The sequence below is a fragment of the Lysinibacillus sp. NPDC095746 genome, assembly GCF_044763535.1.
Lineage (GTDB): Bacteria > Bacillota > Bacilli > Bacillales_A > Planococcaceae > Lysinibacillus.
Map to the genome: position 1 here is coordinate 17,653 of NZ_JBIWGL010000021.1, position 16,338 is coordinate 33,990.

Below are 16,338 nucleotides of genomic sequence, written 5' to 3' on the forward strand. Positions count from 1 at the left end.
CATTACCCTTTCCATTGAACTATTTACCTATTGTTGTAGTATCATATACCTCTTTTTAGAATTTTCTAATATTAGAAAACTACTAACTTTCGATTGTTCGCACATTCGCTATAGTCTAGCAGCAGGCGGATCCGTGAAAAGATCCTAAAACATCGAAAAAAAGACCATTTTAACATACAGTTAAAATGATCTTTTTCGAATATTATTGAGCTGCACCATGGCAGTTTTTAAATTTCTTACCGCTTCCGCATGGACATAAATCATTACGTCCGACATTTTCAGCTTTACGGACAGGTTGCTTTTTCGGAGCTGAGCCGCCATCCTCTTTCGGATTAACAGCTTGACCTTTTGCAACTTCTTCACGCTCTAAATTATTATGGATTTCTGCCTTCATCGCATATTTTGCTACATCTTCACGAATGGAAGCGACCATATCCTCAAACATAGCAAAGCCCTCTTGTTGATACTCACGAAGTGGATCATTTTGACCATATGCACGAAGATGGATACCTTGACGTAGTTGATCCATCGCATCAATATGATCAATCCACTTTGTATCAATTGAGCGAAGTAAGATTACCTTTTCAAATTCACGCATACGTTCTGGTGTAAGCTGTTCTTCTTTTTCATTATAACGCGTTTGAACAGCGTTTGAAATTAGCTGGTTAATCTCTTCTGCGGATTTACCTTGGAAATCTTCCACCTTTAGATCGCCTTCATCTAATAGGTTTGCAGCGACAAAGTCATCAATCGCTTTTAAGTTCCAATCCTTCTCCTCGCCTTGCGTATACACTGCAACAATGTTATCAATTGTTTCTTGAATCATCGACTCAACAAGCACACGCATATTTTCTGTTTCTAATACGTCATAACGCTCTTTATAAATAATCTCACGTTGCTGACGTAACACATCATCATATTGTAATAAGCGTTTACGAGCATCGAAGTTATTACCTTCAACACGTTTTTGAGCTGATTCTACTGCTCTCGAAACAACTTTAGATTGTAATGGCTGTGAATCATCCATTCCTAATTTCATCATCATGTTCTTCATATTATCAGAACCAAAACGACGCATTAATTCATCTTCTAATGATAGATAGAATTGAGTAATCCCTGGGTTCCCTTGACGGCCAGAACGACCACGCAGCTGATTATCGATACGACGTGATTCATGACGCTCCGTACCAATTACCGCTAAACCACCGAGCTCCATTACACCTTCCCCAGGCTTAATGTCTGTACCACGGCCAGCCATGTTTGTTGCAATTGTTACTGCACCTTTTGTACCTGCATTCGCAATAATTTCAGCCTCACGCTCATGGTTTTTCGCGTTTAAGACATTATGTGGAATTTTATGTTTATCCAATAAATTCGAAATTATTTCAGACGTTTCAATTGCGACAGTACCAACAAGAACTGGTTGTCCCGCTTTATGGCGCTCTGCAATATCTGCCGCCACCGCTTTATATTTCCCTTCCATCGAAGCAAAAATTAAGTCCGGACGGTCATCACGAGCAATCGGCTTATTCGTAGGAATCGCGACAACATTCATATTATAAATATTACGGAATTCCTCTTCCTCTGTTTTCGCAGTACCTGTCATACCCGAAAGCTTTTGATACATACGGAAGTAGTTTTGGAACGTAATTGTTGCCATCGTCATCGATTCATTTTGAATCTCTACACCCTCTTTGGCCTCGATTGCCTGATGTAGTCCATCTGAGTAACGGCGACCTTTCATTAAACGACCTGTAAAACTGTCAACAATAACGATTTCGCCCTCTTGTACAACATAATCAACATCATTATGCATACTGACATGAGCCTTTAGCGATTGGTTAATCGCATGGTTTAAACGCACATGCGTTAAATCAAATAGGTTATCAATACCAAATGCTTTCTCTGCTTTTTCAACACCAGCATCTGTTAACGTAACACCTTTTGTCGACTCTTCATATGTGTAATCTGTTTCTGCACTTAACATACGAACAAACGCATTCGACTGTTTATATAGCTGCGCTGATTTCCCAGCCTGACCCGAAATAATTAATGGCGTACGCGCTTCATCAATTAAAATCGAGTCAACCTCATCGATTACTGCAAAATGCAGCGGACGTTGTACACGTTCTTCTTTATAAAGCACCATATTATCACGTAAATAGTCAAAGCCTAGCTCATTGTTTGTACTATACGTAATATCCGCTTCATAGGCTGCACGTTTTTCTTCTTTTGATAGGCTGTTCAAGTTTAAACCAACCGTTAAACCTAAGAAATTATACAAATGCCCCATTTCTTCAGCATCACGACTCGCTAAATATTCGTTGACTGTCACAACATGTACGCCTTTACCAGTAATGGCATTTAAGTAAACAGCCATTGTAGCCGTTAACGTTTTACCTTCACCGGTTTTCATTTCCGCAATATTACCTTCATCTAATGCCGCAGCACCCATAATTTGCACACGGAATGGGTACATCTCTAACACACGCTTTGACCCTTCTCGGCAAACGGCAAAAGCTTCCGCACGAATCGACTCTAAACTCTCTCCGTCCGCATAGCGTTTTTTAAACTCTTCTGTTTTCGCTTGTAATTGATCATCTGAAAGCTGTTCCATTTGAGAAGCGAATCCCTCAACCTGGTCAGCGATTTTTTCTAATTTTTTTACTTCACGTTTATTGAAATCAAATAATTTATTTAATAGGTTTACCATGAATTTTTTCACTTCCTATATAGTCTCAGCTTCCATTTTACCATTGTATAACAGATTCATGCAAACAGAGTCCCTAGCATGAAAGGAAATCATATCAATTACGGCTTGGCATAATTGTTGTTGCTGTACTACGAATAAATAATGCCGTCCGGATTTTGAATTGTGTGTTTCGGCCAGGCAGATGCTTTTTGCACGAAAGCGTAGCGGCAGCGACAGATGCTTTTTGCGCGAAAGCGTAGCGGTAGCGACAGATGCTTTTTGCGCGAAAGCGTAGCGGCAGCGGCTGATGCTTTTTGCGCGAAAGCGTGGCGGCAGCAACACCGACGCAGGTCCTTTAGCCGTTGTCGCAGGAAGCGACGCTGTTAGGCTAACATCCTTATGGTGACTCCTTTCAAAATCCGTGATATCTGCTAGAGGCTTATCTTATATATATTTGCATTCATCCTACTACTATCGAGGGGAAAATAAAAAGGCTCCCGCTTTTCGCGAGAGCCCTTGTGCATATTAAAGTTTAAGTTGTTTCAATTAAGCCATATTTACCGTCTTTGCGTTTGTAGACAATATTTGTGCCGTTTGATTCTGCATCTGTAAAGATATAGAAATCATGCCCTAGCATATTCATTTGTAAGACAGCTTCTTCTTGATCCATCGGTTTTAGATCAAATTGCTTTGTGCGAACAATAGAGTATTCGTCTTCCTCTGCTGATGCATCTGCTGCTGCTTGAGAAGTAGCAAAATAAAGGCCTGTACCTTCACGCTCACGGAATTTACGGTTTACTTTTGTTTTATGCTTACGGATTTGACGTTCTAATTTATCAACGATTAAGTCAATTGCCGCATACATATCATTATGACGCTCTTCCGCACGAAGAGTTAAGTTCTTCATTGGAATTGTAACTTCCACTTTCGTTTGCTTGTCATTATAAACCTTTAAATTTACGTTAGCGTTGGCGTTAACATCTTCGTTAAAATAACGTTCAACTTTCTCGACTTTGTGCTCAACATACTCTCGAATAGCTGGAGTTACCTCAATATTTTCACCGCGAATGTTAAAGTTTAACATGTAAACTCCTCCTTTATAACTGCTATACTTTATACTTCTACACAAGTGTACGAAATTCCTCTAAAATAATTATCTTTTTTTCAAAAAAATTTTTACTACAATAATAATGTGTAGCATCTGCGACAGCAAAATAAACAAAGTCCTCCGCTGATGAATGTTTCACTTTATAAATGAATGCTATTTAGTTTTGCCTCATCAGCTTCTCTTCTTCGGCGTAGTTTCAACTCTTCGACAATCAAATCCTCCACCGATTCTTGATTATTAAAATTAACGCCATATTGTTTGCCCTTGCCAAAAGGACGGCTCCAAATTATTTCACCATAAGCTCGTACCTCTCTAGTATCAAGAACAAAGCGTAAATCTAAAGGAGGAGGATTAACACCTAAATCCACTTCAGTAAACATCTTTAAACCTCGTGGACTAATATCAAGCAAATCAGCCATTGCCGTTTGCGCTTGATTCACTCTTCCATCCTCATATATCGCAAAAGTCATTTTAACAGGCTCATCGAACTTAAATCGAAAGCCTTCTTGGCGCTTAAATATCATATACCCACCCCAATACTATTCGAAACATCTATTTAGCTTGATTATGACACGATGCATGTTTTACATCTAGAGGGAATAAGTAACATATTATACAGGATAAAGACCTATTTTATGAACAAATCAATTATGCCTCGGCATAATTGCGTCCGGAATCGGCTTTGTGCTTGCACAAAGAACTCCATTCCGATTTCCGTGGTATCCGCCGGAGGCTTTAACTCATTTCAGCGGATGTTTGTACACCCGCTGAAATGAGTTAAATGTTTCCCTTTTGTATGATATAAAATGCCGTGTCTCGTATTTCTTGCAAAGAAAAGAGACCATCTTGAATCGATGGTCTCTATGTTGTCTAAATTTGTCCAGTGTTTCCCTGACCGAATTGTTGCTGTCGATTGATGCGAATAACTTCCTTCCATGTATCACGGAATTCCGTCACTAATCCCTCAACTTCTTCAATTATAACAATTTCATTTTTAATGTTTGCTTCAACTAGATACGATTCATATATTCAGCTTTTTTCTATTGGCTTCACGCCTAAATCACTGCGGTTTTCATTAATCGGCATGATTTCTTTTATCTCCTTAACTAGCTGTACTTGAATTTTTGGGACTACTTTTTTCTTCAACACTTCTTACTTTTATAAACCTTCAATTTGCTGCTTTAAATAACGATTCTCCAGTTTGTAACTTAGCAAAACTTTCTCCTCCTTTGTCATAGGTATATTGTTTTCCTACAGGCCGTTTAAGGTGATGTAATTCGCCTGTACCATTTCACCCATATTTTCAGCTGAAAATAATTACGAATAACCGATTCTTGTAAAACTTGTTTTGTAGGAATTCCCCGCTAATCTCTATTTAAATTACTTTCATTTTCACTTCTACTGGATAAAACTCACTCTTGTCCCCATAGAAAAACACCTCCACGTTGATTTGATAAGGTACTACCCATTTTTCAACGAAAGGTGTTTATATTTATCACATTTTTAGAGCAGTTCAATAACAAGTTTTAGAACCTTTTATCTTACTCCGAAAATAGAGTTATTATGAAATTGACTTGATAATTTTTAAATAGTCTTTTTGATTGTCCATCTCATATAAAGTATTTTGTTTTAATTGAAAAATAGTGATATTTAAAGTTTCAATTAAATCCAAAGGTATGTTATCCCAGTATAAGGAAGGTTTTTTAAGATTTTTGGATTGCAAGTAATTTGAAAAGTTTTGTTTTATTATTTTACAGTCTTGCATTTCCCAAAAGGAAACTCCTGATAAAGATGGGAGTTGTTCGTCAGTGATTTTTATATCTATTACTTTTTGATTGTTGTCTAATATTGGACACCATTCATTTTCTTGATCGATTCGAATAATTGTAAAATATGTACTTTGTATAGGTTTAAGGTTTAAAAAAATATTTTCAAGAAAGACTGTATCTGCATCGATGATAAATGAATCCTCAAAAAAAGGTAGTGCTAATTTGAAGCTGTAAATACTATTGTATTCTTTATACATATTATTGAAGATTAATTTTACTCCTGGAAATTTTTTTGTCAGATATTCAAATTGATTAGCTAAATGTCCAGTAACAATGTAAATCTCATTGATTTTTGCTTCAATTAAAAATTGAATAGTTCTTTCTAAGTTAGGTACTTTATTTATTGGCAAAAGTGCTTTATGTTTTGTTTTTGTCCATTCTTCGAAACGAGATCCGAGTCCCGCTGCAAGTATAATTGCGTTCATAGTTTCACACCTCTTTTGAAAGATAGAATTGTAAAAAATTCTTTTGGATTATTTGTTGTCAAGATAGATCCTGTAATAATAAGCAAGGCTAATAAAAATTCTTTTACTCCTGCTTCAAATCCTAGTAATAGGCCGAATAAAACAGCCCACGCAGAGTAACTAATATTTAATCCCATAGCTTTAATAGGACCAACGCGATTGATTGACGTATAGTAAAATAAATATGAAGCTGTGCCTGTTAATGCAGTTAATGCAAATAAAATTATTGTAAAATCTTGTAATACTAATTTTACTAAAGGAATTCCCCCAATAATCGGTACTATTAATACACCATAAACTATTGCAGAAACTGTTTGTCTGATCTGTAAAGCAATAGAGGGTAGCACTTCATTTTTCATACCATATGCGGAGATAACAGATTCAGATCCCCATCCTAAAACGCATAACAAAGCGCAAGATAATCCTAAAATTAAATTTTGCGGTTCTTCTTGTGAAGTTAACCCTAAAAAAATTGTTGCTATCATGGCAAGAGAAAGTCCTATAATATTTTTCTTAGTCACTTTTTCTTTTAAAAATAAAAAGCTTAAAAAAGATCCTACTGCAGGATACATCGAAGATATAATGGCCGTATAGGAAGGACCAATAAAATAAATGGACAATATAAATCCAGACATTCCTATTGGGCCCCCTAAAAGTGCAGCAATCATTACTACTTTACCATCCCTACTTTTTAATGATTGTTTGAGCTGTTGTGTTCGTTTAAAAAGTAAAGTATGACATAACATCCATACACTCGAAAAAGTATCATGTAAAAAGGTTGAGATTAAAGGGGCTACAAAAAGATAATTTTCAAAAATCGAGCAAGATAGAATAATTCCTATGATTATTGTATTGACACCCCATAGAATTCCACCCAAAAGACCGATCCATTGTCCCCTTATCTCGTATTGTGTAATTTTCAACAGTAATCCAACCCCTTTAATAGATTGGATCCCCTTTCATATCTTTTGTAACCATAATTTCCAAAAGAGTCACCATGTAACTCTTTTATAATTGTCCAGAGGCTCCAAAGGATATCCTGTACTGATTTATAAAAATTCAACTGAAAATACTCCTCTTCTAAAAGAGGACGCTGAAAATAGAATTTTAAAAATTGCTGTTCGTCATCTATCGTCAGTTCACTTTCTAAAATAAAGGCAGCTAAATCCCAAAAAGGATTATTATATCCAGAATATTCCCAGTCAATTAAGAAAATTTCCCCACCTCTCGATTTGATGAAATTTTCTGGAACTAGATCATTGTGGCAAGGACATACGGAAAAGGATTTTAGTTGCTGAATTTTATCATTTAAATATTCTATTTTTTCTTTTATCTCAGGAAAATCAGGGTATTTTTTATCTATGTAATATTTATTTGTTTTAGTGATAATAACAGATTCATAATCTTGGATTATACTTTTAAATGAAAAAGCATTATTCATTTTAACATTAGAAGAGTGTAATTTCTTTAGAATAATGGCTATATTCTCCATATTATTTGTTGTTACAACTGTTCGTTTCGACAAAGTCTGTGCATCTTCTACATATTTCGCAATTTTGACACCATCATGAGCATTAAAGTAAAAAGTGGGTACATTAATTTCTAGAGCTTCTATCGCCTTTGAGTTGATAATTTCATTATGTCGGTTTACTAGACTATTTGTTCCAGCCCCAGGTATTCTAATTTGCAATTCATTTCCATCTGTTAAAGTAATTTTATAATTTTTATTGGTCATACCTCCAGAGAATTCAATTTTCCTAATTTCTTTAGGTTGAGTTCCAATAGCTTGATGTAAATAATTTGTAATAAACTGAATTGTTTTTCCACTGACTTTTCGATAGACTGCTTTATTATATTGTTCATTAGAATTTATATTAAGCCATTTTTTATTATCTATATTAATACAGGATATGGGCAAATTTTTACTACACTTTAAAATGAAATATTTATAGTTCAACCAATTGTAAGTAGCGGATTCATATAATACCAACATTTCTCTGAACAATTTAATAGATATTTTAGAAATTCCAACCGCCACACTAGAAGTTGACATGAAAATTAAATGATTCTTTTCAGTACATTCAATAAAAGTTTTCTCCATAGATCCATTTAAAGCAGTATAAGTAATACAATTTGAATTAGGCGAATCTAGCAGTGTTGTAAGAATATTTTCATCAAAAAATAAATTACCTTCTATTAGAATAAAATCTTTATTTAGATATTTTTTCAGTAGACTTAATGATTTCATCGTGCCATTGGATGTATATATGGAATTGATTATAAAATTTACATTTTCATTTTCTAACTCTTCTATAATTAAGTTCTTTTTATAACCCACGATAATATAAACCTCATAAATATTTCTATTTTTCAACATATCAATTGTTCTTTTTATCATAGTTTGGTGGTCAACTTTTAATAAGCAAGATGGTATGTCGAAAGCATTGGAATATCCTGAAGCTAAAATAACAGCAGTATTTATATTATGCATCATTTCTTTGAAACCTTTCATTCAATATCAAAACTTGGTAAAATGTGTTTATGTATTATAAAGATTATACTATATAAAAACTTTAAATACATGAGTTTATAGTAGGAGGAAAAAGTTTTGTCAAGTAAAAAAGTAATTGAGATTGTAAAAAATTTGCACAATCGAATTGAAGATAGTATGAGGAAAGAAGAAAGAGCAGAAGTAAAAACTGCTTTAGATGATTTGTCAAAAATTGCAAAAACAGAGACTTATTACATCGTTAGCACAACATTATTTTTCGAATCTGGGGACATTGAAGAAGCTGCTTTGAAAGTCAAAGAAGGATTACAGCAATTTTCATATTCCTATTCACTGCATTTTAATGCGGCTTTAATTCATTTCACTTTACAAAAATACGATAATAGCTTTTATCATTTTGGAAGATGTTTAAGATTATCAGAGAATAAAGAAGAGATCGAAGCTGTACGAAATAATCTCAATGAAATGGTATATACATTAAAAAAACAACAAATTTATTCATCAGAACAATTACAAAAGTACCTAAATAAAGTTGACCAACTTTCTAAAGAAATTGATGAACGGGTCTATCCTTTAAATAAATTTGGAGAAAGCATAATTCGTCAGGTTCAAAATCGTGGTACTGAAAATGAAAACATGACGAATTTATACAAAACATTATTTATTGAAAATATTGATGATTTACACAGATTTTTTACAAAGACAGAATATTTTCAAGGACATGAAGCAAAACGTTATCAATTTGCTTTTATTAAGAAAACAACTTTACCTTTTTCATTTTTAGAAAAAGATACTGAGTTAACAATTAAAATAAATAATACTACATATGATTTTACTAATTCTCTTTTAAAGTTTAATCAATATAACTACTTGACATTTGATCCAGGAGAAATTGAAATAACTGCTAATAAACCTATATTTATTGGTAATCCGATTGCATTGAATGATGAGCCAAAAAAATATAGATTAGTAGCTCATGTTTTTATCGATGGTTTATCTGGTAAGTACTTAGAAGAAAACGATAGAGAATTATTGATTCCAAATATTTTAAATACTTTTAATGGTAAATACGAAAATACAAATTGCTATGCTTCTGCTGATTGGACTTTTCCAAGTAACGCAGGGCTAGTTACCGCAATGGATACTATTGCACATGGCCAATACCACTCAACATTTGGACATGATTTTTCAGAGAAGCAAGAATCACTAATTGAAAAGATTCGTAAATCAGGATATTTTACTGCTTCCTTTACTGGTGATTGGCGCGGCACACCACCCCACGGCTATGGAAAGAGTTTTGATCGAATTGTATTTAAAAACTCTATGGGTGGTTTTGGTGCAGGAGAAATAATGGAAGAGGTTATCGATCATTTAGAAACATTCAAAGAAAAAAATAACTATATTTGGTTAGTTCTACCTGATTTACATGATGTCGCAGATGAAATCTTTTTATCCATTAATAGTCAAGTAAATACTAATGTACTAAATCGATTATTTTCTAAGAAGGGAGATACCTCCGTACTTACAGATTATGAAAAAAATAAAATTCTCCGTTATGGAGAAGAGTTGAAAAGAATCGATTTACATTTATCAGTTCTTTTCAATTATATCAAACATAATTATGATGAAGATGACGTTCTTCTAATTATTCACTCTGATCATGGGCAAGGATATATTGAGCAAGAACCTAAGCATTTCCTAAACTATGGGAGAACTAAAGTACCATTTATGTTGTTAGGAGGGGGAATGCAAGGAACTAGTGATAAATTAATGAGCAATCTTGATATCTACCCTACAATATTAGATATATTAAATATCGAATATGATAAAGAAAAATTGCATGGTAAAACATTAGAGGATTTCGGTGGCAAACAACGTAAAGAAGTCATGACAGAATCTTATCATCCGAATCAAACTTATAAAGCTGTAATTTATACGAGGGATTTTCAATTTTATTTTGAAACAGAGGATAGTGTTGATAATTATGGAAGAGTCGATTTAGAACACTTTAAGACAGATTTAATTAAATTAAATGATAATTTAAAAGATACTGATATAGAAAAAATAATAGACTACTATACTAATTGGATTTTAGAGAAGAGAGCAATTCTTCAGAAATAGCAAATAGCATAAACTTCAATAAAATGAAACTAGAAACTTAAAATTTTTATCACATGAAATAACATAATTGATTACTATTACTAATCATAATTCTTCTACCTAGTTAAATGTTGGGGTACCCTAATCTTTCAGCACGTTAGCCCAAATGAACTCCGATTTCTTTATACTTTAAATTTAATAAGATTTTACTCGAAAGTGATCGAAGCGTTGGAAGCCATATGCATTCCGTTTCATCACTTTTGTTTTATTATTAATGCCTTCTAAGAAGCTGTTGGAATAACCAAAACTAAAGCTATTTAAAACTTCTACTTGCCAGTTTTCAATGTTTGAATTGCTTTTAAGAGTTTACAACATCATTCTTTGTCTTTGCCCAATCAAACCATTCACAATAGGCTTTCTTTAATTCATGAGCTACTTTTAATGTTTTAGACATTTCTGTATAGCGCTGTAGTACCACTGTTGTTTCGATGATAATTTAGATGCACGTTTATAAAATACATGACGCATACGTTTACACTTTGTGCGATTGTATTTGTCCCATTCTTTTTGTACTTGTCGGCACACTTCATCCATTGCCCAATAGATATAACAACTAAAATGAAGGCGGTCTGCCACAATAACTGGTCGACCTAGTGATTGACGAACAGCTGCTTTAAAACTTGGATTCATATCCATGACCACTATCTCAACATCTGTTCCATATTGACTTAAGTAATTTTTTATTGTTTCTTTTTTACAATTCGGTAAAATATCAATCGGTTCGCGCGTCTCCGCATTCGCAATATAGTTGATCGTGCCTATATCTGAATCTCCTTTATACTCATTAATCGCGATCGCTTTTGGTAAACGTACATCCTCTACTAATTGTTTATTCGCTGCCTTTTTAAAACGGCGAATAATCGTCGTGGTTGATGTACCTAGTACTTCTGCAGCTTCTTTAAATGTTTTAGCTTTAATAGCACGTATACTCACTACTTGATTCCATTCCTTTGAGTAACGTTGATATTTATCCACGAAGGGGGATTTTTCAGAAAAACGCTTTCCACAATCACAAGCTTAACGACGATGTTTATAGAAAAGAATAGTTAGACGTTCAAACCATTTTAAATGATTGATCTTTTGTATACGGTAATCATGAACCTTCGATGTTTGTTTTTTACAAACTGGACATTGATGGGTACATTTAGGCAATTGTACATACAATGCGATTCGTTCGCCTACTTCTTCTACTTTTGTAATCTCTACATCTTTTAATCCTGGGATATTCATGTTAAAATTCATTTGCACAGTTCACCTTTCTATTTACTTGTTTCTAGACAATTCAAGTATATATAAATCAGTGAATCTGTGCTTTTTTTATGCGTGTAATTGTGTGAATACCCCAACAAATATTATAGAACCTAATTTAAAACCTTGGCTATATTTCGCCATACAAAAAAACCCCAAAAGTTAGATTTATTACTCTAACTTTCGGGGTGCAGCACCAAATCGATGGCCTCTTTTATTGTCTAAATTTGTCCAGTGTTTCCCTGACCGAATTGCTGCTGTCGATTGATGCGAATAACTTCCTTCCATGTATCACGGAATTCCGTCACTAATCCCTCAACTTCTTCAATAATAGCGACATCACTTTGAATATTTGCCTCAACTAAACGACGATTCATATATTCATAGAGAGCAAGCATATTTTTTGATATTTCGATGTCCATATTTAATGTCACCATAAGCTCACTAATAATCGCTTGTGCTTTTATAAGATTCGTATTTTTTTCCTGGACATTTTTTTCTTGAATCGCATGTTTTGCTTTATGTAGGAACTTTAAACAACCATTATAAAGCATTAACGTCAGCTCGCCAGGAGAAGCAGTTGTAACACTATTTTGTTTGTATGCATTTTGTGCTGTTAAATTTGCTGCCAATAAAGGACAACTCCTTTGAAATGTTACTTTTCTACTAGTTTAAACCATTTTATGAAGAAAAGCTAATAACTCAAATACGCCTCTGCGGTATTGTTGCTGTCACACAGATAAACAATGCGTCTGGATTTTGAATTGTGTTATCACAATTCACTTCTTTTAAAATCCATGATATCCGCCGGGGCTTTATCTTTCATTAGTCGGCGGCGTCCGCCACGCTAAATAGAGATATAATGTTAATTCTTTTTGTCATAATACATCCCATCCATTACACGAACATTCGAGTAGGGATTGAAGTATTGCTGTTCACTTTTTTTCGTTTTTTGTAAGTTTGCCATATCCTGCTTTACAGCGTTCATGACAGCAACCAATCGTTCTTTTATACCGTTATCTAATTCAAGTAACGTACCGTGTATGCGATTTTGTTCATCGAAATGAAATCCTTCCTGAATCAAAGCTTCAATAATCGTTCCACGTTTGTCCAACATGCTATTGATGTTGTCAATGTATTCATCACGCTCTTCACCATTTGGGCTGTCTCCCAATAGCTTAAATAAATTAGCTGATACCTGTAATAGTTGATCTATTAATTGCATAATGTTCTCCTACTTTGCTAATTAGAAACAAGCCAAAACCTTAACCTTATGAGAACAAACTTGATTGCTTGTTTGCTTTATTGATTGCTTGCTCCATAGCTGCAAATTGTTTCCAATAACGAGCTTCGACATCTCTTAGTTTAGCTTGTAATTTCGTCATACGCGTATCTGATTCGTTAATTGCCCTACCCAAACTAAATGTATTGTTAACAGCTCCATCTCTTCCTGCTTGTTTCTCAATTTGGGTTGTCATTTTTTTCATCTCATCGCGTAAACGCCATGCAATCCCACGACTATCTTCTGTAACTTTTACTGTTTTTCCATTCACTATTTGTTCTTTTACAGTGACATCACCCGTTTGTGAGAACATTTTAAACACTTGATCTGGATCTTTTTCTAATGCAGCATCTAGTTTTCCTTCATTAATAACAAGCTTACCACTATTTTTCATATCTTTTGAAGTAGTAATCCCAATTTCAGCTAATGAATCCATGAATTTATCGCCAAGGCCTGCAACGCTACCCATAAATGTCTCGCGCATTTTTGCCATACCATCTCGAATAATTGAATCACTTCGCAATAAACCACTCTTCGCTTTTTCATCCCAAAGCTTTTGCTCATTTTCACTCATATCTTTACGTTGCTCAGCTGTTAGTGGTGCATAATCACGATATTTACTTTCTTTTAGCTGTTTATTAAACTCATCAATCATTTCGTTATATTTTTCAACAAACTCCGTGATTTGTTCCTTCGCAGCCTTTGTATCAGAAGTAGCTTGCATTGTGACAGGGGCTGCTGTCGTACCACCTGTTGGAGTATTGTTCTTTACTTCTTCAGCATTAGCATAAGCTTGTTCCGCATCTTTTTCACGTTGCAAGCCAGCTTCATAGTTGCTTTTTACACTATCATAACTCGCTTTTTCTTTTTCATAAGTAACTTGCTTTGCCGCAATATCCTTAAATTCAGTTAGTCTAGTTGAATCCTGCGAAAGGAACTGCAATTGTTCTACATCTGTATCTTTCAGCATTGTTTTTAAAGAGCCATCAGCAAGATTATTTATAGCAGTTTTAATTTCTTCTGTTGTCTTACCGTTCATGCTATTTAAAAACGTAATTGCCTCATCATTTGTAAGTAAATTTTTATTAGTTCCCTTATAAAGTCTTTCATCTGCTTCATTATTCGCCTGGTTACGGAAATTCTCAAGGCTATCTGCATTATCTTTCATTCTATTTAAATCTGCATCACTATAAACGCTGAACTGGCTCATCGCTCTTAATGTATCAAAATCATTATTTTTAATAGTATCAATATCATCATCACTTAAATTCGCAATACGATTTTTATCAGCAAAATCTTTATAAACCGATTGCTCCTGCTCAGTTAAAGTTGAAGCAAATTTACCATTGTATGCAGTATCAAAATCTGTCTTAAATGCGCTAGGAGGTAATGTAGCATTTTTCAATTCATCTATCGTAGAAAAAGATGTCCCAAAGTAACGATTCGCACCATCAATGTACTTTTGAGTAAGCCCATTTGGTCCTACCATAGCATCTTGTGCATTTTTAAGCTCTAATTTTGCAGCCTCATATTGCTTTAAAGCAACGTCACCAGCATTAAAAGTCTGTTTTAATGTCATTTCATAACCTGAAATTGTGAAAGTATTAGATGAACGTTCTGTTTGAATACCATTCACTTCAAACATAGCATTTTTACCATTGCTAGCTAATTTACCATCAGTTGATGCGAACCCTAATTTGTTAAATACTTCCAATCCACCTGTAACAATAATTTCACCTTGTCCACCTTTTTCACTACCTGTATTTTTAGCAGTTAGGGACAATTTTCCACCTTCAAATAAAGCAGTAACACCCGCACCAGTACCGTTAATTGTCTTTACTAAATCATTAATTGTCATATCGTTAGTAAAATTAACTTTTGTTGCCTCTGTTGTTAATCTACCATCCTTACCAATTGATTGGATAGAAATAGAATTTACATTCAAATTTAGCTCACTTAACTTTGAGTCACCGGTATATTCAGTTTGATTACCTACAGCTTGAGCTGCTGAAGCTAATTGTGATACACCACCAATTGTAATATTACCAGTTGCTCCTGAAGTAGCCTTTACTGATACTAAATTTTCATTTGATGACGTTGCAGTTTTTTGATTCATTTTTCCTGAAAGAATCATTTTATCTAATAAGAAAGTATCGAATGTTTTTAACTTTGCATTAACATTACGATATGCATCACGTTTCCATTCTAATAATTGTTTTTGTTGAAACGTTTTATTCAAAGGCATACGTTCTGCCTTCATTAATTTCTCTACAAGTGAATCAATATCCATACCAGACGCTAAACCGCCAATTCTTGTTACCATACTCTTTTCCTCCTCATTAATGTTTTATATTTTCTTGTCTACAATCACACCAAGCATTTTCTGCATTTCATAAAATGCGTCCAATAGCTTTTTGGGAGGTATTTCTTTTACTACCTCCTCGGTATTTTGGTCAACCACCGTCACATAATATCGTTCTAACCCTTCATGATATACAAACTTCGCTGCGCTGTGTGTAACTTCTAACATTTGGTTCATTGTATTTACAGCTTGTTGAACTTTAGCTTTAGTTTCCTCAGCATTTTCAAGTAATTGGACTTGTTCAACTTTAGATGTAGATATTTTTATAGTAACTTCACTTCCTTGATTGGTTCCTCCCTCGACTACTGGTTTATTTTTAGTACCAGTTTGGATTATCGCCTTTGCATCCATATTTGTATTTTCTGATATACGCATGTTTCCACATCCCCCTTGAATTTCTTACAGGCGTTACTAAAAATAATATCGGACAAATTAAAAAGAATTTCAGTTTTTCCACAAATCATCAATAAAAACTGAAATTCTCATATTTATAATGGAGTTCTTGGGATAAAAAATTGAGAATTAGATAAATAACTCATTATTACGACAAACGAGTGTACCAGTGTTTAATTCCAGAGGATTTTATTCCTAATTTTTTTTGCAGGAAGGCCGTTATGGACTTCCATAAAAGTGTTTTTAAAAATTTTTTTATATCTAATCCGGGTTTTATCCTACGTTGCCACA

The 16,338-nt window shown here is 34.1% G+C and carries 11 protein-coding genes and 2 pseudogenes; 1 reads left to right on the plus strand and 12 read right to left on the minus strand.

The genetic code is table 11. The annotated features are described in order from the left end of the window. Positions 1–202: 202 nt before the first annotated feature. From secA to ACIQ7N_RS16005, 7 genes and pseudogenes are all read right to left on the minus strand, one after another. Positions 203–2,713: a preprotein translocase subunit SecA gene (secA, locus tag ACIQ7N_RS15975; protein ID WP_248717925.1), complete on the minus strand. Its 2,511-nt coding sequence runs from the start codon at positions 2,711–2,713 to the stop codon at positions 203–205. 511 nt (positions 2,714–3,224) lie between these two features. Beyond that, positions 3,225–3,776, minus strand: coding sequence for a ribosome hibernation-promoting factor, HPF/YfiA family (gene hpf, locus ACIQ7N_RS15980; RefSeq protein ID WP_402933773.1), 552 nt, complete (start codon positions 3,774–3,776; stop codon positions 3,225–3,227). Positions 3,777–3,940: 164 nt separating this feature from the next. Next, a complete protein-coding gene (locus ACIQ7N_RS15985; RefSeq protein ID WP_402933776.1) occupies positions 3,941–4,324 on the minus strand; it encodes a PilZ domain-containing protein in 384 nt (127 codons plus the stop codon). Positions 4,325–4,670: 346 nt separating this feature from the next. Beyond that, positions 4,671–4,814, minus strand: a pseudogene (locus tag ACIQ7N_RS15990) (flagellar protein FliS); the annotation flags it as partial. A 547-nt stretch (positions 4,815–5,361) separates the two neighbouring features. Beyond that, positions 5,362–6,054: an NTP transferase domain-containing protein gene (locus tag ACIQ7N_RS15995; RefSeq protein ID WP_402933779.1), complete on the minus strand. Its 693-nt coding sequence runs from the start codon at positions 6,052–6,054 to the stop codon at positions 5,362–5,364. Then, positions 6,051–7,016, minus strand: coding sequence for a DMT family transporter (locus tag ACIQ7N_RS16000; protein WP_402933782.1), 966 nt, complete (start codon positions 7,014–7,016; stop codon positions 6,051–6,053). The genes ACIQ7N_RS15995 and ACIQ7N_RS16000 overlap by 4 nt, the downstream gene beginning before the upstream one ends. Further along, positions 7,013–8,587: a phosphotransferase gene (locus tag ACIQ7N_RS16005; RefSeq protein ID WP_402933785.1), complete on the minus strand. Its 1,575-nt coding sequence runs from the start codon at positions 8,585–8,587 to the stop codon at positions 7,013–7,015. Before ACIQ7N_RS16005 ends, ACIQ7N_RS16000 begins: the two co-directional genes overlap by 4 nt. 114 nt (positions 8,588–8,701) lie before the next feature. On the opposite strand from ACIQ7N_RS16005, the gene ACIQ7N_RS16010 reads away from it, so the two are divergent. Next, positions 8,702–10,723 carry a sulfatase-like hydrolase/transferase gene (locus ACIQ7N_RS16010; protein WP_402933788.1) on the plus strand — a complete coding sequence of 674 codons (2,022 nt, stop codon included), beginning with the start codon at positions 8,702–8,704 and terminating at the stop codon, positions 10,721–10,723. A 136-nt stretch (positions 10,724–10,859) separates the two neighbouring features. On the opposite strand, the pseudogene ACIQ7N_RS16015 reads toward ACIQ7N_RS16010, so the two are convergent. From ACIQ7N_RS16015 to ACIQ7N_RS16035, 5 genes and pseudogenes are all read right to left on the minus strand, one after another. Then, positions 10,860–12,004, minus strand: a pseudogene (locus ACIQ7N_RS16015) (ISL3 family transposase). A 227-nt stretch (positions 12,005–12,231) separates the two neighbouring features. After that, positions 12,232–12,642: a flagellar export chaperone FliS gene (gene fliS, locus ACIQ7N_RS16020; RefSeq protein WP_142509111.1), complete on the minus strand. Its 411-nt coding sequence runs from the start codon at positions 12,640–12,642 to the stop codon at positions 12,232–12,234. A 233-nt stretch (positions 12,643–12,875) separates the two neighbouring features. Next, positions 12,876–13,235: a flagellar protein FliT gene (locus ACIQ7N_RS16025; RefSeq protein WP_142509112.1), complete on the minus strand. Its 360-nt coding sequence runs from the start codon at positions 13,233–13,235 to the stop codon at positions 12,876–12,878. A 46-nt stretch (positions 13,236–13,281) separates the two neighbouring features. After that, positions 13,282–15,615: a flagellar filament capping protein FliD gene (fliD, locus tag ACIQ7N_RS16030; RefSeq protein WP_402933791.1), complete on the minus strand. Its 2,334-nt coding sequence runs from the start codon at positions 15,613–15,615 to the stop codon at positions 13,282–13,284. 24 nt (positions 15,616–15,639) lie between these two features. After that, on the minus strand, positions 15,640–16,029 hold the full coding sequence (locus ACIQ7N_RS16035) for a flagellar protein FlaG (RefSeq protein ID WP_402884403.1): 390 nt from the start codon (positions 16,027–16,029) through the stop codon (positions 15,640–15,642). Positions 16,030–16,338: the final 309 nt, after the last annotated feature.